The following is a 20,466-nucleotide window of genomic DNA, read 5'->3' on the forward strand; positions in this document are numbered from 1 at the left end:
AGGATGGAAGCATTATTGAATCTCTGGCATGCCACAGGTATTGCGAACTTTACATTTCCGGCATTGATTATGATTGCGGTGGGGTGCTTGTTATTGTATCTCGCAATTGCACGTAATTTTGAACCATTACTATTATTACCTATTGGCTTTGGCGCAATATTAACAAATATTCCTTTAGCGGGTTTATCAGACCCCGGCGGATTATTATATTACGTTTATCACATTGGTATTGATACAGGTGTATTTCCGTTATTAATATTCATGGGCGTTGGTGCGCTCACGGACTTTAGCGCCTTGATTGCTAACCCACGTATGTTATTGCTTGGTGCGGCGGCTCAGTTTGGTATTTTCGCGACATTATTCGGTGCTATCTTATTAAACTATGTACCAGGATTCGAATTTACTTTGCAGGATGCATCGGCAATCGCAATTATAGGTGGCGCAGATGGCCCTACGGCAATTTTCTTAGCCTCAAAGCTTGCTCCTGATTTACTTGGTGCAATCGCGGTCGCGGCTTATTCATATATGGCGTTGGTGCCAATTATTCAGCCACCAATCATGCGCGCACTAACAACACCAGAAGAGCGTCAAATTAAGATGCCACAGCTTCGTACAGTATCGAAAAAGGAAAAAATTATTTTCCCTCTAATGGTATTAAGCTTAACCATCTTATTTTTACCAGCGGCAACACCATTAGTTGGTATGTTCTGCTTAGGTAACTTAATGCGTGAATCAGGTGTGGTAGATCGTTTAAGTAACAGTGCTCAAAACGAGATTATTAATATTACAACGATTTTCCTCGGTTTAGCTGTTGGCTCTAAGTTAGCGGCCGATAAATTTTTAACCATAGAAACAATAGGTATTTTAGTTTTAGGTGCCTTAGCATTCTCTATCGGTACTGCATCGGGTGTATTTATGGCAAAAGGAATGAACAAGTTTTCTAAATCGCCAATTAATCCACTTATAGGCGCCGCAGGAGTATCAGCAGTCCCTATGGCTGCGCGGGTTGTAAATAAGGTTGGCCTTGAAAATAACCCACATAACTTCTTGTTAATGCATGCTATGGGCCCCAATGTAGCGGGTGTATTGGGCAGTGCAGTCGCTGCCGGTATTTTGTTAGCATTGGTAGGCTAACAATAACTAAATAAGATTTACTTCCAACCGACTGGCGCAGTGTAGACTGCGCTTTTTTTTGCCCTTAGGGTCTGTTGACCTTTTAGGGTTAAAATTTGTTCAAACTAGGGGCGATTTAATCGCGGCGCGAGATTTGTAACCTAGTGGGCTAAGTAAAAATCGAGCAAAGCTTCCGCGTCCTGCTCACGCCCTTTACCTACATCCGTGTAGGCAACAAAGAGTTAATCGCCCCTAGGCAGAACCCTTCGGGCAGCGCATGTTTGGCATTTATGCCGCGTTATCGCCTATTTATGGGGAATAACCACACTACATAGGCTCTGCCTTGTCTAAAAACCAAACGCGCAGCTGCAAATTTAACCTCGAAAGATAAACAGACCCTAGGTATACTCGATAGATATTGAATAAATAAGGAATGCTATGAATATCTTCGTGATTTTAATTTCACTGTTTGTCGCACTCATGATTCTAGTGCCATTACTTGAAAAGTATCAGTCGAAAATGGGCCTCGATGGCGCCACTAAATATGCAAAATATATTTGGCCACTGGTGATGATTTCATTGTTAGTGCAATTGATTTATATGTTGGTGAGGTAGAGCGTAGCCGTCAGCCGTCAGCCGTCAGCCGTCAGCCGTCAGCCGTGAGGTTCAGGGCTGCTAGGAGCGGTAAGTTGTAAGTTTTAAGCTGCTCGGCGTTAAAATTGGCTACATAGATTGTGGTTGAACACCGCGAAACCCAACGAACAATATCCTGTCAGTCTGCATCAAGGCACTGCATTATCGGATGTCTAAAAGCGATAATGAGCTATTCATGAACCATTATGTGGGAAGTCAAGCTTTCAGCTTTTTAGACAATAACGATTTAACCTCACAAGGTTTAACGTCACTGATGGGAATTTGGATACATATTCATCACGGAAGGTGAACGCCAATTGCGTTTCCTATTAATAAAAAGCGCATGATGAGAGGTGTGCAGGGGGATTAGGGATCGCATCACATCAAACAGTTCAACAAAAAAACCGTTGCTACTTACATAACAACGGTTTTTAGAATTGCTTACAGCTTACAGCTTACAGCTTACAGCTTACAGCTTACAGCTTACAGCTAGCTTTTACTTAAGCGCTACTTGTAGCTCTCTGTTGCGCTCTAACTGCGCTAAAAAGTTATCTGCGATTGGCTTGAACTTAGCAAGTTCCGCGCGTGGCAGTGGTTCAGACTTTGGTAGCTTAACTGTTTTAGGGTTACGGTGAACGCCGTTAACTAAAAACTCATAGTGTAAGTGAGCGCCTGTTACGCGGCCAGTTGCGCCTACAGTACCAATTTTTTGGCCCTGTTTAACTTTTTGACCAGTTTTAACAGCACGTTTATTTAAGTGTAAGTACTTAGTTACGTACTGTGTGCCGTGGCTAATAAATACATAGTTACCATTATACTTACTGTAACCTGACTTAATTACCTTACCATTGCCAGATGATACAACTGGCGTGCCAGTACGTGCTGCATAATCAATACCATTATGTGGTTTCACAGTTTTAGTGACTGGGTGCAAACGGCGTGGGTTAAAGCTTGAGCTTATGTATTTAAAGTTAACCGGTGCACGCAAAAAGGCTTTTTTCATACTACGCCCTTCAGGTGTATAAAAAGTATCATCGCTGTGGCGAATAGCCGCATAACGTTGGCCTTGGTTAATAAACTCAGCGGCAATAATTTTACCCGTACCAATAAATTCACCATCAACATAATGAGATTCGTAAATTAAGCCGAACTGATCGCCTTTACGGATATCATTGGCAAAATCCACGTCCCAACCAAAAATATCAGCAAAGTTCATAATTTGGCGTTCGCTTAAGCCTGCAGCAATACCTGAAGTCCAAAAGCTATTGGTGATTTCACCGCCCGTTGAAGCGGTTAAAGTCTCTATTTCTTTACTATCAATAGATGTATCGTAGTTACCCTCGTCATTTAAGGTAACGAATAGAGTGTCTGTTTTTGAAATTACGTAACGTAACTGCGCTAACGAGCCATCTTCAGCTGTGGCGAAACTGAGTATTTCGCCAGGATGAATTTTAGTTAGCTTACGGGTTTCAGCATTGGTGTTCAGAAGTTTATGAACGGTTTGTGCGTTAAAACCTGCGCGTTTAAAAATCAGTGCTAAATTGTCACCGTTCTTTACTTTAAAATCGATTAGGTCATATTCGGGTAGCTTTGCTGCGTCTTCTTGCGAATTTAATTCAGTTAATTGCTCAATGTCATCAACTTTAACTTGTAACTCATAACGCTTTCCGATTTCAAGTGCATCTGCGTTATTGTCTTTAGAAGCGGTGGCTTTCTCTGAAGGAATAAGTGTTAGGGCAGCAATAGCAGAAACTAAACCTAAAATAAGCAACTTGTGTTTTTTTGGGATTTTGTGCACAACGTGAACCATAAGGTGCCTTTTTCTGCTGTCAAGATAATTAATCACTAATATTGCAGGATATACTTAATAAAGCGTTAATACCAGTGTTTTGTAGATTTAAACTGGGGCAGATTTACGCTAGAATCAACGCATAGACTGAATTTTTTGGAGTAATACACAGTGGATTTACAAACCGCTCTTGCAGAGATAAAACGCGGTGCAGAAGAAATATTAATTGAAGACGAATTAGTTGAAAAGCTAAAATCGGGTAAAAAGCTTAAGATCAAGGCGGGTTTTGATCCAACAGCCCCTGATTTACACTTAGGTCATACCGTGTTAATTAATAAAATGAAAACATTCCAAGACTTAGGTCACGAAGTGATTTTCTTAATTGGTGACTTTACCGGTATGATTGGTGATCCAACGGGGAAAAATATTACCCGTAAACCACTTACCCGTGAAGATGTATTAGCAAATGCTGAAACATATAAAGAGCAAGTATTTAAAATTCTTGATCCAGCTAAAACCACCGTTGCTTTTAACTCTAGCTGGATGGAAAATTTAGGCGCTGCAGGCATGATAAAATTAGCTGCTCGTCAAACGGTTGCTCGTATGCTTGAGCGTGATGACTTTAAAAAGCGTTATGCTGGCGGTCAATCAATAGCGATTCATGAGTTTTTGTATCCGTTGGTGCAAGGTTGGGATTCTGTGGCTCTTGAAGCTGATGTTGAGCTTGGCGGTACCGATCAACGTTTTAACTTGCTAATGGGTCGTGAATTACAAAAAGACGAAGGCCAAAAACCACAAACTGTATTGATGATGCCGTTGTTAGAAGGCACTGACGGTGTGCAAAAAATGTCTAAGTCATTAGGCAATTATATTGGTATCACTGATGCGCCTAACGACATGTTTGGCAAAATCATGTCAATTAGCGATGAATTAATGTGGCGTTATTATGATTTGCTAAGTAGCTTGTCAATTGATGAAATTGCTGACCTTAAAGATAAAGTTGCACAAGGTACTAACCCGCGCGATATTAAAATTGATTTAGCAAAAGAAATGATTGCGCGTTTTCATAGCGATGAAGCGGCTACAGGCGCTCATGATGACTTCATTAAACGTTTTCAGAAAAATGCGTTACCAGACGATATCCCAGATATGACAGTAACAATTGACGAAGATACAGTATTTATTACTAACTTACTTAAAGAAGCTGGGCTAGTTGCGAGTACTTCTGAAGCGATGCGTATGATTAAACAAGGCGCGGTTAAAATCAATGGCGAAGAAAAAGTCACTGATACTAAGCTTGAAATTAAAAAAGGCAGTACGGCTATTTATCAAGTAGGTAAACGTAAGTTTGCAAATATTACCTGTGCTTAACAGGTAAAGAATGAGAATTCAGTTTTAAAACCAGCTTCGGCTGGTTTTTTTATATAATTGTTTTAATTATCTCAATGCCAAAAATAAGCAATAACCAAAAAACTCGAGCTTGATTGAGCCGGCTCAAAAGTATCGGAATATCGGCTGCTTGAGGTAAGCGCTCGGTGCCTATGCGCATTTTATCAAAACGAGTGCCTTGATAAATCGCAGGCCCGCCTAATTGCACGCCGACCGATGCAGAACAACAGCTTAATAACCAACCACTATTAGTTTGATAGAAGTGTCTACCATAATGTTTTATATAATGAATGCTCAGCTTGCTGGCTTTACTGGCTGCAATTGTCAAAGCCAATAATCGGGTGGGCAGCCACTCAATAATATACAAAAGCCAAGCGAGTGGCTTTAAAAAAGGGCTGTTTGGCAAAGTGTTTTTACGCCAAGCTTGGTGCATCAAAGTGAGTAAACGATAAGACAATGCAGCCATTGGTCCAAATAGCAGGTAAATAAAGATAACGCTAAAATAATGACGCGCGACTCTTAATATCAACATCTCCATGGCAGCTTTACAAATACCAGTGCTTGATAACGCATTTACTTGACGGGCAAGTAGTGGTTTTAATAACTCTCGGGCAGTTGCTTTTTGGTTTTGCTTAACTAAACGTGCGATACGCAATGCTTTAGTTTCTATACTTCGCCATTCTAAACTTAAGTAAAGTATTAAACCGGCTAGTAGTTCAGGATAATAAGCAAATTCAATGAGTAGAACGACCAATGTCATGATCACTAAAAGCGTTAATATAAAACACAGGGAAGATGATAAATATAGGTAGCTTTTTGGTTCACGTTCACGATAAACACGTTTACCAAGCGCAGTAAAAACGGCCGTTAAAAATGTATTGGGGTGATACCAACTGACCAGAGGTAAAAAGCGCTCACTCAGGAGCGCTAATATAAATACAATAAAGTCCAAATGTTGCTGAACTAAATTGGGTAACACGTTATAGAGTTACCGCAGTTAACTTCTCTAGTAACGCGAGCACCATTTTTGATGAGTTAATTGAAGCGGTTTCTAGATATTCTTCAAATGATTGTGGTGACTCTTTGCCTGCAATGTCAGACATTGAGCGGATCACAACAAATGGTGTTTCAAGTGTAAAGCAGGCCTGTGCAATAGCTGCGCCTTCCATTTCTACGGCAAGCATTGTAGGAAAGTCAGCGCGGGCTTTATCAATACGTACAGGGTCACACATAAATGAATCGCCTGTGCAAATTAAGCCAATCAACGTTTTAACATCACTAATGCTTTCAATACTTTGTTGCGCAGCGTCAATTAGCTTAGGATGCGCGGCAAAACCCGCTGGCATTTGTGGCACTTGGCCAATTTCGTAACCAAATGCGGTTACATCAACATCGTGATGACGAACTTCAGAAGAAATAACAACATCACCCACGCTTAATGACGGATCAAAACCACCGGCAGAACCCGTATTGATCACGCAATCAGGTTTAAAGTTATCAATTAACAGTGTTGTTGCAATACTTGACGCTACTTTACCAATACCTGATTGGACTAGAGTAACAGTGTTACCTGCTAGCTCACCAGTATAAAAAGTAAAACCTGCTTTAGTTAGAGTTTGTGGATTTTGCATCGCTTCACGCAAAATTTTAACTTCTGGCTCCATTGCGCCAATAATACCAACATTCATAATTTAAAATTCCTCGAATTAGATGGCTAGATTATACTGCAAAAATGGGAGTAGGGTAAAACAAACAAAAAATGCGAGCCTAAACTCGCATTTTGTTTTTACAGATGCTGCTATATTTCAGCTAGTGCAGTCGAATGGGCTTTTGCTTGCGAAGGAGATAACACTGCTGGTTTGGTCACTCTATTTCGGCTTGGGCGAATACTCGGTGCAGCAGGTTTGCCTAATTTAAACATAATGGCGTCTCGTACTTCGCTTGGGCGATAACCCGATTTTACTTTCATACGAATATGCGGGATACCAGCGGCCTCTAATGCACCATTTACAAACCAATCGCGCTGCGCTTTGTGGCCATCTTTATTTGCATTGTTAACTAAATCAACAGCGGCAACGATAGTCATTTTTTCTTTATCGATTAATACGTAATCCAGTTGTTTGTTCTTTGCTTTAGCAATAGCTGCACGTTTTGCTTTAGGCGATAAGCCATGTTTGCAATCAATGATATCAATTAATTTAACGCGGCTAACAATCTTGTATTGATCGCCAACAGCACGTTCTAAAAGATTTAAAAAGGCACTTTCAACTTGCGTAAATACACTATCTTTACGGGTGAAAGGGTAAGGGTTTCCGCCATCATCGGTAAACTTTGACGCAACAACAGATGCCCCTACGACTAAAACTAAAATTGATAATAAAGCGAATTCCATACGGTAACTCCACAACAACAAATTGACACTGTAAATTACAAAGCAATTTGTGTGCCTAAGTGTTGTGGTGTTACGTATTTATATTAAACGGGTATGGTTTATATTAAGGTTGATAACCATTGGCAACGCCTTTAACTGCAATTGCAACAGCATCATGGGCATGCAGTGACTCGTAATGATTTATTTGTAACCAGTAATCAGCGTATTGTTCACTTTCTAGTACGGCTTTTATTTTCCGTGCCGCATCTTCGCAAAACATCAGGTTTTGACCGTTTAAGCGAGCAAACTCTTGCTCATCTTCACGTTTAACCGCAGCCTGAACAGGGGTTTTAAGCTCATTTTCGAGTGTATCTACCAGGCTTAAAATATCAAATTCAGTAATATTACGATCTAACTTAATTTTGACGTTAGCAATAGAGCGTTGTGAGTGCGGCGTTGCGATTATGCCATCTGTACTACCAAGCCAATTAATTACTTCTTCGTGATTAAGTGGTTGTTGGTTAAATTTTTCCACAAAGGCATTTTGAATAAGTTGGCGCGCTAGTGCCGCTGAGCATGGGCATGTTGACGAATAAGTTACATCAAGGCTTAGTTCAAAGCTTAGTTGCCCGCGGTCAATTTTTGCCTCTAGAGTGATAGGGTAGCTTTTCCAGCCAGCTTTACCGCTTAAAAGTGACTTTCTGCGCAGTGGAAGCTCAAATTTAAATTCAATTTTTGCTTGATCACTCAGCCCTTCATGGCTTGAAATAAAAGTATCCAAAGCTTGTGATAGGGTACTAGGGTTAACATGTTGTTCGGTAGATAAGGTATCTAATGCTAAAAACAATCGCGACATATGAATGCCTTTTGCATCTTCTTTGTGAAGATTAACAAAGGCGCGAGCTTTTGCATTAACGTTTACAGGCGCAAGACCCCGAGATTCAAAAATAAACGGCAGTTCAATATCGGCCATACCAACCCAGTCTAATTTACCAGTTTGTAAGGCGGGAGCCGTATCTGCTATATCGGGCATGTTGGTTTGCATTGCAAGTCTCGTTGTTGGCAATTGTAAAGCGCAGTATTTTACACGAAATAATTTAAAAATACGTGGTAGATGAAAATTTTCTGTTTTCGTCGCGGAACATGAAAATTGCTAATGTAAAAATGCTAAAATATGCGTAGAGGTTAGTTATTTTTGATAGCTACGAAGTTTGCCAAGTTTAAACGCATAGCCAAGAGACAGATTTATATATGATCGATTCTTCTTTGAGTCCCTGGGCTCGAATACTTTCCAGTTCCATTACCCGATTCGGTGAACTTAAAACCGCAGCAATTTGCTATGCGTTATTAATAGTGGTGTCGTTGATTTTATCTTGCATGTTTTATTATGTCGCTGTTGGCGAGGTAATGTTAGTTGATATATTTGCCGTGGTTTTTTTTACTGCGGTGGTTTCTCCTATTATTATAAGCGTGCTGATTAACTCTATACGCCAGCTAGATGCATCCTATGCTTATTTAGACACGGCAACTAAACAAGAAAAGCTTTTAAATCAAACACTAAAAGACAATATTAGTCGCTTGAATATTGAGATAGATGAGCGGAAAATGGCTTTTCATGCCAAGCATCGTGCAATCGAAGAGCTCAGACACGAAATTGCAGAGCGTAAAAAGACACAACAAGAGCTCGCGCAACAAGGTATGTTATTACGATCTATTGTCGACTCCTCTCCTGATTTGTTTTATTACCGAGATAATAATGGCGTTTTTGCTGGGTGTAATAAAATGTTTGAACAAGTAATGGGTAAATCAAGTCTTGAACTAATTGGTAAAACCGCAGAAGAAATTTACCCAACCCATTTTTTACCTGAAGTATTAATCACCGATAATAAAGTCGAAGAAACTCATACCGCCTTAACGCTTGATGTGGAATATCCGGTAGGGAGTGAAAAGCGTTGGTTTGAAATGCGTAAATTACCGTTTATCAATGATGATGGTGAATATATTGGGCTATTGGCATTTGGACGTGATATCACTAGCCGTAAAGAGGCAGCGCAAGCACTTGAAACTGCCTATAAAGACAAAGGGAAATTTATTGCCACTTTGAGCCATGAATTGCGAACCCCACTCAATGGTATTGTTGGTTTAACACGAATGCTGCTTGATACTGAGCTTGATAAACAGCAGCGCAGCTGGTGTAACACGGTATTTTCTAGTGCAGAAACACTCGGCAATATTTTTAATGACATTATTGATCTAGATAAAATTGACCGTGAACAACTTGATATTGTTACCGACTCAATTAATGTATCTGACTTTATTAATGATGTGGTAAATTTTGCAGGATTAATAGCTGAACAAAAAGGTTTGGAGTTTGAAATTCAACGAAAAGGTATGTTGGATGTATATGCAAAGCTTGACCCCACACGTTTACGTCAAGTGGTATGGAACCTTATAAATAACGCCGTTAAGTTTACTAAGCAAGGTCAAGTACAGCTTGAATGTCGTAGAGAAAATAGAGCATGCGGCCCATGGTTGGTTATGAGTATTACAGATACAGGGCAGGGAATACCACAAGAGCAGTTGCATCGAATTTTTGATATGTACTATAAAGCACCGGATTTAAAAGGGACTAATGCTATTGGTTCAGGCATTGGCTTAGCGGTAACAAAAGCTTTAGTCAGTGCAATGCAAGGCGAGATCCATGTTAGCAGTACTGAAGATGAGGGAAGTTGCTTTGTAGTTGAGATACCGCTGTCATTGTGCATCGCGCCCACAGAACAAAGTTATGCGGGTCGCAGTTTGAATATCTTACTCGTTGAAGATGTCCCATTGAATGCCGAAATTGCGACCAATTTGCTTGAACAACGTGGTCATGAGGTTATTTGGGCTGAAACTGGGGAAGATGCTTTATCATTTGTAGCGACAGAAGATGATTTAGATTTAGTACTGCTTGATATGCAACTACCAGACATTAACGGTGATGAGGTTGCAAGACAGATCCGTGAAGATGACTATTTTGATAAGTTACCGATTGTTGTTCTTACGGCCAATGTACGTAGTGCTGAAGAAGAACTTGAAGGTATATCAATTCAAGGTGCTTTAGCTAAGCCGATTAATACCACTAAGCTTGATAAAATGTTGGCTGAATTGTTTGATATAAAGCAAATCCAGCAGTGCGACGAAACCCGCTTAACAGTAAGTAAAGAGGCAGGAGCACATATCAATACTGATTTACTCGATGTTGAAACAATAGAAGACTTTGTTAACTCTATGGGCATAGTAGTTTTTAAGCGTAGTAGCAGTTTATTTGAAAAGCTTAACCCGCAATATCAACAAGAACTTGCGACCTCTTTAGCTAATGGTGATCGTGAAGAGTATAAGTCTGTTGCGCATAAGCTTAAAGGGGCCGCAGGCTCAGTTGGTTTAAATGACGTACAGTTACATGCGAAAGTAATGGAACATGGCGCTATAGAGGAAGATGAAGACGTTTTACATATCTGGCTAACTGTTTTAGCAGATAAAATAAATGAAGGACAAATTGCCCTTCATTCATTCTTACAGCAATTGGAACGTTAATGCTGTGGGTTTTGGTAAGATTGATATTAACTATCAATCTTACCAATGAAGCGATAACCTTCACCATGAATGGTGCTGATTAGTTCAGATGTGCTGTTGTCGCTTTCAAAGTGTTTTCTAATGCGACGAATTGTCACATCAACAGTACGGTCATTTGCACGTAATTCACGACCAGTCATATGTTTTATTAGCTGTTCACGGCTAAATATACGACCTGGAGAATCTAGCATTAAGCGTAGTGCTCTGTATTCACCTTTAGGTAAACGTTTAGCATCACCGTCAGGGGATGTTAAACAACGGCTGTTCTCATCAAGTTCCCAACCATTGAACGTGATTACACCATTTGTTTCAAGGTTTGATTCTTCACCACCAAGTGCAGTACGAGAAATCAAATTACGAGCACGAATAGTTAACTCACGAGGATTAAACGGCTTAGTTATATAGTCGTCTGCACCAATTTCAAGGCCTAAAATACGGTCAACATCATTATCACGACCGGTTAGGAAAATAAGACCTACGTTACGCTTTTGACGTAATTCACGTGCTAAAATCAGCCCGTTTTTGCCTGGCAGGTTGATGTCCATAACTACAAGATTAACATCATCATTATTTGTAAGCTTGTCATGCATGTCATCGCCATCAATGGCTTCAATAACTTTGTAACCTTCAGCTTCAAATAAACTAACGAGGTTTAGTCGAGTTACGTCTTCATCCTCTACAATCAGAATGACTGGCGTTTGCATTATTAATTAACCTTTTTCGGAATATTTTATTTACAATTAATTCGGTATTGTATTATAAAACCGAATACAGAGATTATAGGAGTATATCCATTTGTTAACAAGTAAAATCAATTTGGATGAAATTTAGAAACAGCTAATATTCGAGATTGCACTTTAAAATTACTACGCAATAGCTGTTGCTTATTGATATACAGTCGGATTTTATTCCCTTCTTGGACCAAGGAGGCAACACCACCTTTATCTAAAAAATTGATGCTTTCACCAACTGTTAAGGTGTCTAAGGAAGTAGCATCGATCCAAAGAGGGATTATATCATCTTCTAATGTTTCATCAATGTATGTGATATCGCAAAAGCGAGAAAGTTCAGAAATATGTTGGTTTTTATTAATTAAGACGACGGCAATGGGGACATCTTTAATTTTCAGTGTCGAATTACCCTTTAATATCGCGCCTATGCCTTGCTCAATATCATAAAAACAAAAAGTTATTTGTCTATTTTCATCGTTTCGAGGGAATTCTATAAACTTTGTTAGCTGATATAGGAAAGCAGACTTTACTTGCTCTGGTGATTTTGCTTGCAATAAAAAGGGAGTAAACGCCAAAATAGTTAACAAAACAACCCGAGCAATCATCTTTTAGTTGCCTCTTTTAATGGCAAGGTGATGATGAAACGGGTGCCATCTTGGTTTTGTTCATCAAAATAAACACTCCCACCTAAGGCTTGCGTTACTAAGTTGTAAACTAAATGCATACCTAGACCGCTGCCACCTTCTCCGCGTTTAGTGGTCACAAATGGGTCAAAAATACGTTTCTTAATTGATTTATCTACGCCAATACCATTATCGGTATAATGAATGATTAAACTACTTTCGTTGCGCTCGACAGTGAGCTCAATTTCATTATCGATGCTATCTTTAAAGCCATGAATTAATGAATTACTCAATAGCTGCTGTATCACTTGCTGCAATGGCCCAGCTTTAGTTTCCATTACTAAGGTGGATGGGCAATGAGTTGTTATTTTAGGGTCTTTTGACTTTAAGTCAGTACGCATAGAGAGTAATACATCAGAAATTAACTCACTGATATTAACTAAAGCATTTAATTCCCCATCTTGACTAACGGCAACTTTTTTAAAGCTTGAAATAAGCTCCGCAGCTCTATTGAGGTTTCTATAAATTAAATCTAGGTTTTCTAAACCATCGTCAATAAAACGCTTGAGTTGATTTGACGTAAGTTTTTTCTGATCAAATCCGGCACTGATCTCAGCTAATTTATCGCGTAACAAAGTTGAACCCGTGATCCCTAAACCAATTGGTGTATTTACTTCGTGAGCAACCCCCGCAACCATTTGACCAAGAGACGCCATTTTCTCGCTTTCGACAATTTGATTTTGATATTGATGCATTCTCTCAAGGGTATCTAATAGCTCTTGATTTGCTTCACGCAGTGCAATGGTACGTTGATTAACTTTTTCTTCTAAGCTTTGGTTTAGCTGCTTTATTTCTTGTTTATCGTTCTTGTGCCTTTCAATTTGGTTTTGTGTACGGGTCAGCATAATATTCAAACTACTCGATAAAATATTTATCTCGGTAATGTTAGTCTTTGGTGCACGAGCACTATAGTTATGATTTTTTGACACATCTTGTAGTAAAAGGGTTACTTGATCGATTGGATCAACAATTCGTTTTTGTATCCGCTTGGCGACAAAGTAAACCAGCACTAAAACGAATAAGGTCAGAATGAGATCAACAATGATCTTTTTATTTATGTAGGCATTAAGACGCTCTAAACCACCACGTATATAAACGTATCCTTTAACTTCATTTTCGTACATGATTGGTTTTATTAATTCTATATAGTTTTCAGTTATTTTTGGTTCTTTTAACTCTTCAATGTTATCAACGCGTATTGGTACTGGAGGGGTTTTTTTAGCATTGAAACTGGTGAAAAAAACGGCTTTATTAGATATCTCATCAATAGCATAAATGTGGATGTTTTTAACTAATGGAATGCTTTCAAATGACTTAAGTCGTTGTTCTTCGGTTTTCCTATCTTCAAATAATACCGTTACTTGAGCGTTAAATGCTGTGATTTCAGCAAGAATATTCAGTTTATTGATAATTAATAGCTTTTGCTCTTTGACATCAAGGTAAGTCGAAATTGAAATCGATAGGGATAAGCACAAAGCTGTAACAAACATTACTGCGCTGATCAGAGCTTTACGTATACTTGTTTGTGGTATCGGTTTAGGCATTGTCGGAATGAAGCCTGAATATTGTTTTTTTGTTTAAGTAGCCGTAAGTTTAGCAAAAACCTAGCAAAGAGACTAAAAATATAAAAAAATTGTTAAAAAGCTGCCATTTTTTATTATTTAGCAGCTTCATTGAAGCCTGACCTGAATGTGGGAAAGCCTGGTAATTAACTGCTATAAACTGAAAATTTATTCGTTTTATGCACGGTTTGATAAGTGCCGAATTGAGTTTCTAGAATAGGCGGGTATTTCAAAAAGCAGTTAGCAACAATCGTTAGTTTACCTTGTTTAGTTAAGTGTTGCTTAGCCCCACTTAAAAATTGTTCGGCTACAGTATAGTCAGTCGCGATACCGGTATGAAATGGTGGGTTTGAAATAATAAGCTCAAACTTCCCAGTCACATTAGCTAAACCATCACTAAGTAAAGCTTTGCCGTTTACCGCATTTAATGCCAACGTTTGTGTAGTTGCATAAGCGGCAAGGGCGCTTACATCTGTACAGGTAAAATTCAATGCTGGGTTTTTTAGACCTAAAAAGGTAGCAATAAGGCCTGCACCACAACCAAAGTCGAGTACATTACCAGATTTAATAGCCGGTGCATTCTCTAACAGTATTTTTGTACCACCATCAAGCTCACCGTGATTAAATACGCCTGGAATACTGATTGCATTGAAACTAATCCCCGCAACATCAACACTAAACTGTTTGTGATAACGAGTTATTGCAAATTCAGCTAACGTTTTTATGTCTGAAAATAAATACAAGGCACAATGACGAGCGCTATCAATTTTATTACTATACTCGCAGTGGCAACTAAATTGCTTTTCAATCGATTTTACGCCGCTTTTATTCTCGCCAACAACCAATAATTCGGCATCAGGGTTAATAACAGCGCGTATATTATCAAGTGTCATCAAGGCTTCTGGTTTTGCTTTTGGGTAGTAATAGATAACTAAGTCAAAATGTTTACTTACTATTTCATGGCTAACACACACATCAATATCATTGATGTTTTTAGCAAACTCACCATTAGCATGATTGTAGCTAAAGGCTGTAATCTTGCTGTTTGGATTTAACTGCTGTAGCTGTGACAAAAAGCCATCTTGTACAAAATTAACCACTAAAATAGAGTCCGCCGTTAGGTTTGCGCTATTGCGTAGTAAAAGTGAACTTGGGTTGGTTAATGCGCTCATAAATGGCTTTGCCTTAAAATTAATTGATTTAACTAATGCGTTCGAACATTAAATCCCAAACGCCATGGCCTAAACGATGACCGCGTTGCTCAAATTTCGTCAAAGGACGTAAATCAGGTCGTGGTACGTAATCGTTAGTTTCTGACTGGTTTTTAAAGTGTTCAGCAGTTTGCATTACTTCGAGCATGTGCTCAGCGTAGTTTTCCCAGTCAGTTGCCATGTGAAAAACACCGCCAATTTTTAATTTACTGCGCAGGCTTTCAACAAATGCTGGTTGTACGATACGGCGTTTGTGATGGCGTTTTTTATGCCATGGATCCGGAAAGAATAATTGCACTGTGGTAATGCTGCCTTGTGCAATACAATCAGCAAATACTTCAACAGCGTCATGTTCAAAAATACGTAAATTAGTGATGCCTGCTTCATCAGCATCCATCAAACATGCACCAACACCTGGGCGGTGTACTTCAATACCGATAAAATTAAGGTGCGGTGCGCTTTTGGCCATTTCGACCAATGACTTACCCATACCAAAACCGATTTCTAAAACAACATCGTTGTCATTGCCAAATACTTGGGCTAAATCAAGCATACCCTGTTGATGCTCAAGCCCCATAGTTGGCCAGCATTTTTCAATTGCCGCAGCTTGTCCTTTAGTCAAACGACCTTCGCGTTTAACAAAGCTGCGAATTGTACGAATATATCTACCTTCTTGCTTCGCTTGCTCAAGGTTATCGTTACTTGAATCACTCATATATTTTGGCCTGATGAAAACAACATGTCTTAAAATGGTGGCATATTATCCCTGACCACGGCGTTGATCACAAGGCCTTATCTTTTGCGCATGTTTATAACTTGATATTTTAACTCACTGCAATAGACTGAGCGCCATTAAGGGGCGGGTTTAAAAAAGTAGTTATTTTGAAGTTAAACAACAGTGAAACAAGCTGGTTTTCACAGCAAGTAGTCGATTGGTATCATCTTTATGGGCGTAAAACCTTGCCTTGGCAATTAAATAAAACACCTTATAAAGTCTGGGTGTCTGAGGTGATGCTACAACAAACCCAAGTCGTTACTGTTATTCCTTATTTTGAAAAGTTTATGCAAAGTTTTCCTGATATTATTGCTTTAGCAAATGCAGATGAAGACCAAGTACTGCATCACTGGACGGGATTGGGCTATTACGCCCGAGCGCGTAACTTGCATAAAACGGCAAAAATAGTACGAGATCAATACAATGGTGAGTTCCCAACAACGTTAGATGAAGTTGTTGCCTTGCCCGGAATAGGGCGCTCGACCGCTGGGGCGGTTTTATCGCTGTCACTTGGTCAGCATCACCCAATTTTAGATGGTAATGTTAAGCGTGTGCTTGCTCGGTTTTTTATGATTGAAGGTTGGTACGGGGTAAAGAAAGTTGAAAATCAACTCTGGCAACTATCAGAGCAGTTAACCCCGGAAAAGCAAGTAACGCAGTTCAACCAAGCAATGATGGACTTAGGCGCTAGCCTTTGCTCTCGTAGTAAGTTTGATTGCGAGCCTTGCCCGTTGCGATCGCGTTGTGGAGCATATAAAACGGAGCAGGTGAAACAATTTCCGCATTCTAAACCAAAAAAGGCAGTGCCTAAGAAAGCATGTCATCAATTAATTATTCAATGTGATGATAAAGTCTTAATGGAAAAAAGACCTAGTTCCGGAATTTGGGGCGGTTTATTTAGTTTTTTTGAATTCGAGCAAAAATCTCAGTTAGATACTTTTTTAGCGCAGCAAGGGCTTGATGTGGTAACCGAGGCCGTTGAGCCGTTTACTCATGTATTTTCGCACTTTGAATTAACCATTAACCCGCATGTACTTATTTTGCATAAAGTACCCGATGTGGTAAATGAACGGCAATTAGTATGGTACCCACTTGATGAGTCAATCGAGGTCGGTTTAGCGGCTCCAACTAAAAAGCTAGTTAAACAAATCAGCGCAATGGTTTACACTAGCTAATATCGTTTTAACAGAGCACAAGAGAGCAATCATGGCACGCACTGTATTTTGTCAAAAATTACAAAAAGAAGCCGAAGGGCTTGGTTTTCAGCTTTACCCAGGTGAGCTTGGTGAAAAGATTTTTAATAACATTTCAAAAGAAGCATTTGCACAATGGCAACATAAGCAAACAATGCTGATTAACGAAAAACATTTAAATATGATGGATCCTGAGCATCGTACTTTTTTAGAAGAGCAAATGGTTGGTTTTTTATTTGAAGATAAAGATGTGGAAATTGAAGGTTACCGTCCACCAGAAAAATAGTTTTCAAAGCAAATAAAAAGGGCTAATTTAGCCCTTTTTATTTAACTCAATTAACTCATTCGTTGAGTTCATCTTGTTTTTCGGCATTTCGCACTTGTTCTTTTAGAAACATTGCCACTTTCGAGTATTCAATTTCTAGGTTATCGCGTTGCTCAATTAGTTGATCACTAGTTAAATCTTGTTCTTTAGCATGGCTTTCAAACTCTTCAGCTAACTCTGCAATTTTTTCAGCGCCAATAGTTTTAGATATAGACTTTAGCTGATGGCATGCCTCAACAATGCTTTCAAAGTCATTTGTCATAATGGCCGTATTGATATCTTTTGTTAATATATGGCTTTGCTCTAAATACATTTTGAAAAAACGAATTTGTTTTGCCTCATCGTTATTAATATATTTAGCAAGTACATCCATATTAATCGGTGTAACAGGTTTGCTTATAGCGTCTGGCAATGGCCCTTGTTTGCTTTTTACACTCCATTGCTCAAGTGTTGCTTCAAGGGTATTGAGCTCAATGGGTTTTGTTATAAAATCATTAATACCGGCATTTAAACAGCGCTCTTTCTCGCCTTTTAATGCATTTGCAGTTACCGCAATAACATAAGGCTGAGCGTTTATATCTTCTAAAAGAGCGGCTTCATCACGTATTTTTTCTACCATGTCGTAACCAGACATTTTTGGCATATGCAAATCAGTTAAAATAAGTGGGTAACGACCTGTTTGCCACATTTTTAAACCTTGCTCACCATTATCAGCGACTTCAACCCCATAACCAAGTAAATGCAACTGATCGGTTAATACCTGTTGATTTAAAATATTGTCTTCAACAAGCAATACGAGTTTATTTTCTTCTCTGGCTTGTTCAACATTCAAGTAATTATTTAGTGTTTTAACTGGCTTTACTTGTCTAGGCGTGTGTAAACCAGCAGCAACTAGCAGAGACATCATAAAGTTTGATTTACATAAAGGCGCAGCATTTAGGTAAAAAATGTTTTTATGGTTTATTGCAGCTTCGTCTAACTTGCTTAGCACAACCACTTGTTGGTTATTATCCTCTAGCGTATAAAGTAATCGGCGTAACAGGTAATTTATATCGTCCATTGAGTCTATACCATCAAGTACCCAAATCACCCCGTGACTATCTTGATGTTCCTCTATCTGTTGTGGACTTTGTGTGACGATTGTTTTAGCGCCCATAAAGGATAGGTAACGATTAAGTGTTTGCTGTCGAGTCGGGTGGTCAGTAACAAGTACTACGCGGTGGTCTTTTAGTGTGTTTTTGTGGGCATACTTTATGGTGTTCTCAGTGCTAAATGGTAGCTCAACAACAAAATCACTACCGATACCTATATCACTGGTAACCTCAATAGATCCCAACATTAATTCAGTTAAACTTTTACAGATAGATAAGCCTAAACCCGTGCCGCCATATTCGCGAGTAATAGACCCCTCAGCTTGAATGAAGGGATTAAATATTTCACGCAGTTGCGCTTGATTCATGCCTTTACCATTGTCGCTAACACTAAAGCGTAGAGTAAAGTGGTCAGCTGTATTTTGTGCTACCTCTACGGCAATACGCACATGTCCTAAGCGTTTATCATCGGTACTGGTAAACTTAATTGCATTACTACATAAATTATAAAGTACTTGGCGAACACGCACTGTGTCACCAATTAGGTTAATTGGAATATCAGGGGCAATAGCGAGCTCTAGCTCTAATTGACGTTTTTTGGCAATTGATGATAAAACACGAGCCACTTCTTCAATAGTATCGGATACTGAAAATGGGATTGGGTCGATATTTAATTTTCCGGCTTCAATTTTTGAGAAGTCGAGGATGTCATCAAGAATACCTAATAAAGAAAATGCAGATTCACGTATTATTGTACTTAGACGATGTTGTGCGCCATCGAGCTCTGTTTGGCGTAGTAAATCAATTGTACCAATAACACCATTCATTGGTGTGCGTATTTCGTGGCTCATAGTCGCTAAAAACGTGGTTTTTGCTTCACTGGCTTGTTCAGCTCTTTGACTCGCTTTTTCAAGGGCTAAAGTACGGTTATGAACCTCAGTTTCTAGGCTACTTTGTAGCTTATGTAAATCTTGCTGTGCGACGTCATTATTATTTATTGCGTTTTGTACTTGCTCAAGTAGGTGGTTGATATTTTTAGCCACAATATTAAGGCCCAGATCAAGCTGCTCATTTACACTACTTTTATAGTTACCTGATTTGGTAATGCCCTCTAACTCATTAGCAAGTAAATCACTGCTTTTACGGATCCGTGTATTGATATACACATTGAAAAATAAAGCTAACAAAAATAGACAAATAAAAGCAGCTATGGCTAAAGCTATAGCCAACTCAATTGAGTGTTGTGGTAAAAGAGAGGGCGAACTGATTTTTTGTCTTATAATTAATTCTCCAACAGGCTGATCATTTAAGCTTAGCAGGTGATGAAGGATCCCTTGTTGAACTTTATGCTGTTGAAGCTTGATTGGTTCAATCTTGTCCTTATTACTAGCAAAGACTAGCTGCAGTGGTTGAGTTGGTGAATATCGATAGAGGTAATAATCAAACTCGTTATTAAGGATAGAGCTTAAATCAAGTAACTGCTTTACATTATCTTGCCCGGGTCTGGTCAGGGCATCAACTAAAGGTGCATTCAATTGCTCGGCCAATACAATTAAGCTTGGCGTATCTTTAGTTGCTTTAATATCGAATTGCTGGCTTGGGTAAAATGAATAAGCAACAACCGCGAGTGCTGTTACCGCTAGGTTTATTATTAAAAAAAGAGGCAATAAGCCTTTCACAGGAGAAGAAAATTTACTCTGCATTTATTATCCAACTTGTCTATTATCAACCGCAATCTAAACAGCTGCTTGTGTACTTAAATCAATCCTATCATTTACTCGGAATAATTCACTACGTTTTTAGTCTTGTTATACATAAAGAGATTAAATTACTATAGAGCTTGAGTGAAATGCTAAATTGGTTGTCTTAAAAAGCAGCGTTTATTGCATTTATTAAACAGTTTGTTGAAAAACCGTGCAAGCAACTATAAAGAATAAAAAAAAAGTTGACTTAAAAGGGCAAAACCAGTTTAATACGCCGCACGC

Annotated in this window: 17 protein-coding genes; 6 read left to right on the forward strand and 11 right to left on the reverse strand. The window is 39.0% G+C overall.

Features of this window, described 5'->3' with window-relative positions; genetic code table 11:
• Positions 1-3 precede the first annotated feature (3 nt).
• Both ACJJVX_RS10580 and ACJJVX_RS10585 read left to right on the forward strand, forming a co-directional pair.
• Positions 4-1,134, forward strand: a complete 1,131-nt coding sequence (locus ACJJVX_RS10580; protein ID WP_054205416.1) for a sodium ion-translocating decarboxylase subunit beta — start codon at positions 4-6, stop codon at positions 1,132-1,134.
• Between the two features lie 417 nt (positions 1,135-1,551).
• Positions 1,552-1,728, forward strand: a complete 177-nt coding sequence (locus ACJJVX_RS10585) for a hypothetical protein (protein ID WP_167349700.1) — start codon at positions 1,552-1,554, stop codon at positions 1,726-1,728.
• Between the two features lie 514 nt (positions 1,729-2,242).
• Here ACJJVX_RS10585 and ACJJVX_RS10590 read toward each other — a convergent pair.
• A complete protein-coding gene (locus tag ACJJVX_RS10590; protein ID WP_054205417.1) occupies positions 2,243-3,556 on the reverse strand; it encodes a peptidoglycan DD-metalloendopeptidase family protein in 1,314 nt (437 codons plus the stop codon).
• A 150-nt stretch (positions 3,557-3,706) separates the two neighbouring features.
• Here ACJJVX_RS10590 and tyrS point away from each other — a divergent pair, with 150 nt between their 5' ends.
• Positions 3,707-4,906, forward strand: a complete 1,200-nt coding sequence (gene tyrS / locus ACJJVX_RS10595) for a tyrosine--tRNA ligase (RefSeq protein WP_169327878.1) — start codon at positions 3,707-3,709, stop codon at positions 4,904-4,906.
• Between the two features lie 49 nt (positions 4,907-4,955).
• On the opposite strand, the gene ACJJVX_RS10600 is transcribed toward tyrS, so the two are convergent.
• The 4 genes from ACJJVX_RS10600 to folE2 all read right to left on the reverse strand — a co-directional run bounded on the left by ACJJVX_RS10600 (position 4,956) and on the right by folE2 (position 8,340).
• Positions 4,956-5,903 carry a cobalamin biosynthesis protein gene (locus tag ACJJVX_RS10600; protein ID WP_405631394.1) on the reverse strand — a complete coding sequence of 316 codons (948 nt, stop codon included), beginning with the start codon at positions 5,901-5,903 and terminating at the stop codon, positions 4,956-4,958.
• 1 nt (position 5,904) lies between these two features.
• Positions 5,905-6,612, reverse strand: coding sequence for a 5'-methylthioadenosine/S-adenosylhomocysteine nucleosidase (gene mtnN, locus ACJJVX_RS10605; RefSeq protein WP_054453209.1), 708 nt, complete (start codon positions 6,610-6,612; stop codon positions 5,905-5,907).
• Between the two features lie 110 nt (positions 6,613-6,722).
• Positions 6,723-7,316, reverse strand: a complete 594-nt coding sequence (locus tag ACJJVX_RS10610) for a DUF2726 domain-containing protein (RefSeq protein WP_170174230.1) — start codon at positions 7,314-7,316, stop codon at positions 6,723-6,725.
• A 103-nt stretch (positions 7,317-7,419) separates the two neighbouring features.
• Entirely contained in the window at positions 7,420-8,340 is a 921-nt protein-coding gene (gene folE2 / locus ACJJVX_RS10615) for a GTP cyclohydrolase FolE2 (RefSeq protein ID WP_054205422.1), read from the reverse strand.
• Between the two features lie 206 nt (positions 8,341-8,546).
• Here folE2 and arcB point away from each other — a divergent pair, with 206 nt between their 5' ends.
• Positions 8,547-10,871, forward strand: coding sequence for an aerobic respiration two-component sensor histidine kinase ArcB (gene arcB / locus ACJJVX_RS10620; protein ID WP_054453212.1), 2,325 nt, complete (start codon positions 8,547-8,549; stop codon positions 10,869-10,871).
• A gap of 26 nt (positions 10,872-10,897) precedes the next feature.
• Here the strand turns inward: arcB and arcA are convergent, their stop codons facing one another.
• From arcA to trmB, 5 genes are all read right to left on the reverse strand, one after another.
• On the reverse strand, positions 10,898-11,614 hold the full coding sequence (gene arcA / locus ACJJVX_RS10625; protein WP_054205424.1) for a two-component system response regulator ArcA: 717 nt from the start codon (positions 11,612-11,614) through the stop codon (positions 10,898-10,900).
• 107 nt (positions 11,615-11,721) lie between these two features.
• Positions 11,722-12,246, reverse strand: a complete 525-nt coding sequence (locus tag ACJJVX_RS10630; protein ID WP_054205425.1) for a YfiR family protein — start codon at positions 12,244-12,246, stop codon at positions 11,722-11,724.
• Entirely contained in the window at positions 12,243-13,868 is a 1,626-nt protein-coding gene (locus ACJJVX_RS10635; RefSeq protein WP_054205426.1) for an ATP-binding protein, read from the reverse strand. Before ACJJVX_RS10635 ends, ACJJVX_RS10630 begins: the two co-directional genes overlap by 4 nt.
• Positions 13,869-14,032: 164 nt before the next feature.
• The gene (rsmC, locus tag ACJJVX_RS10640) at positions 14,033-15,058 is read right to left on the reverse strand and encodes a 16S rRNA (guanine(1207)-N(2))-methyltransferase RsmC (protein ID WP_342883331.1); all 1,026 of its coding nucleotides are present in this window, start codon (positions 15,056-15,058) and stop codon (positions 14,033-14,035) included.
• Between the two features lie 28 nt (positions 15,059-15,086).
• The gene (trmB, locus tag ACJJVX_RS10645; protein ID WP_054205428.1) at positions 15,087-15,812 is read right to left on the reverse strand and encodes a tRNA (guanosine(46)-N7)-methyltransferase TrmB; all 726 of its coding nucleotides are present in this window, start codon (positions 15,810-15,812) and stop codon (positions 15,087-15,089) included.
• Positions 15,813-15,979: 167 nt separating this feature from the next.
• On the opposite strand from trmB, the gene mutY reads away from it, so the two are divergent.
• Together mutY and ACJJVX_RS10655 are read left to right on the forward strand one after the other, a co-directional pair.
• On the forward strand, positions 15,980-17,047 hold the full coding sequence (gene mutY, locus ACJJVX_RS10650; protein WP_211842147.1) for an A/G-specific adenine glycosylase: 1,068 nt from the start codon (positions 15,980-15,982) through the stop codon (positions 17,045-17,047).
• Between the two features lie 31 nt (positions 17,048-17,078).
• Positions 17,079-17,351 (forward strand): oxidative damage protection protein, encoded by a 273-nt coding sequence (locus tag ACJJVX_RS10655; RefSeq protein ID WP_054205430.1) that lies wholly within the window; start codon positions 17,079-17,081, stop codon positions 17,349-17,351.
• Positions 17,352-17,406: 55 nt separating this feature from the next.
• Here ACJJVX_RS10655 and ACJJVX_RS10660 read toward each other — a convergent pair whose 3' ends face one another.
• On the reverse strand, positions 17,407-20,184 hold the full coding sequence (locus ACJJVX_RS10660) for a hybrid sensor histidine kinase/response regulator (protein ID WP_054205431.1): 2,778 nt from the start codon (positions 20,182-20,184) through the stop codon (positions 17,407-17,409).
• Between the last annotated feature and the right edge of the window lie 282 nt (positions 20,185-20,466).

This window comes from Pseudoalteromonas sp. Ld20 (assembly GCF_045064175.1).
GTDB classification, from domain to species: Bacteria; Pseudomonadota; Gammaproteobacteria; order Enterobacterales; family Alteromonadaceae; genus Pseudoalteromonas; species Pseudoalteromonas neustonica.

Excerpts from the sequence above, each read along its gene's own strand:
- folE2 (WP_054205422.1), bottom strand. The coding sequence starts at position 8,340 with ATGCAAACCAACATGCCCGATATAGCAGATACGGCTCCCGCCTTACAA.
- ACJJVX_RS10585 (WP_167349700.1), top strand. The coding sequence starts at position 1,552 with ATGAATATCTTCGTGATTTTAATTTCACTGTTTGTCGCACTCATGATT.
- arcB (WP_054453212.1), top strand. The coding sequence starts at position 8,547 with ATGATCGATTCTTCTTTGAGTCCCTGGGCTCGAATACTTTCCAGTTCC.
- mtnN (WP_054453209.1), bottom strand. The coding sequence starts at position 6,612 with ATGAATGTTGGTATTATTGGCGCAATGGAGCCAGAAGTTAAAATTTTG.
- rsmC (WP_342883331.1), bottom strand. The coding sequence starts at position 15,058 with ATGAGCGCATTAACCAACCCAAGTTCACTTTTACTACGCAATAGCGCA.
- ACJJVX_RS10655 (WP_054205430.1), top strand. The coding sequence starts at position 17,079 with ATGGCACGCACTGTATTTTGTCAAAAATTACAAAAAGAAGCCGAAGGG.
- ACJJVX_RS10580 (WP_054205416.1), top strand. The coding sequence starts at position 4 with ATGGAAGCATTATTGAATCTCTGGCATGCCACAGGTATTGCGAACTTT.
- ACJJVX_RS10610 (WP_170174230.1), bottom strand. The coding sequence starts at position 7,316 with ATGGAATTCGCTTTATTATCAATTTTAGTTTTAGTCGTAGGGGCATCT.
- ACJJVX_RS10630 (WP_054205425.1), bottom strand. The coding sequence starts at position 12,246 with ATGATTGCTCGGGTTGTTTTGTTAACTATTTTGGCGTTTACTCCCTTT.
- ACJJVX_RS10590 (WP_054205417.1), bottom strand. The coding sequence starts at position 3,556 with ATGGTTCACGTTGTGCACAAAATCCCAAAAAAACACAAGTTGCTTATT.
- arcA (WP_054205424.1), bottom strand. The coding sequence starts at position 11,614 with ATGCAAACGCCAGTCATTCTGATTGTAGAGGATGAAGACGTAACTCGA.
- ACJJVX_RS10635 (WP_054205426.1), bottom strand. The coding sequence starts at position 13,868 with ATGCCTAAACCGATACCACAAACAAGTATACGTAAAGCTCTGATCAGC.
- trmB (WP_054205428.1), bottom strand. The coding sequence starts at position 15,812 with ATGAGTGATTCAAGTAACGATAACCTTGAGCAAGCGAAGCAAGAAGGT.
- ACJJVX_RS10660 (WP_054205431.1), bottom strand. The coding sequence starts at position 20,184 with ATGCAGAGTAAATTTTCTTCTCCTGTGAAAGGCTTATTGCCTCTTTTT.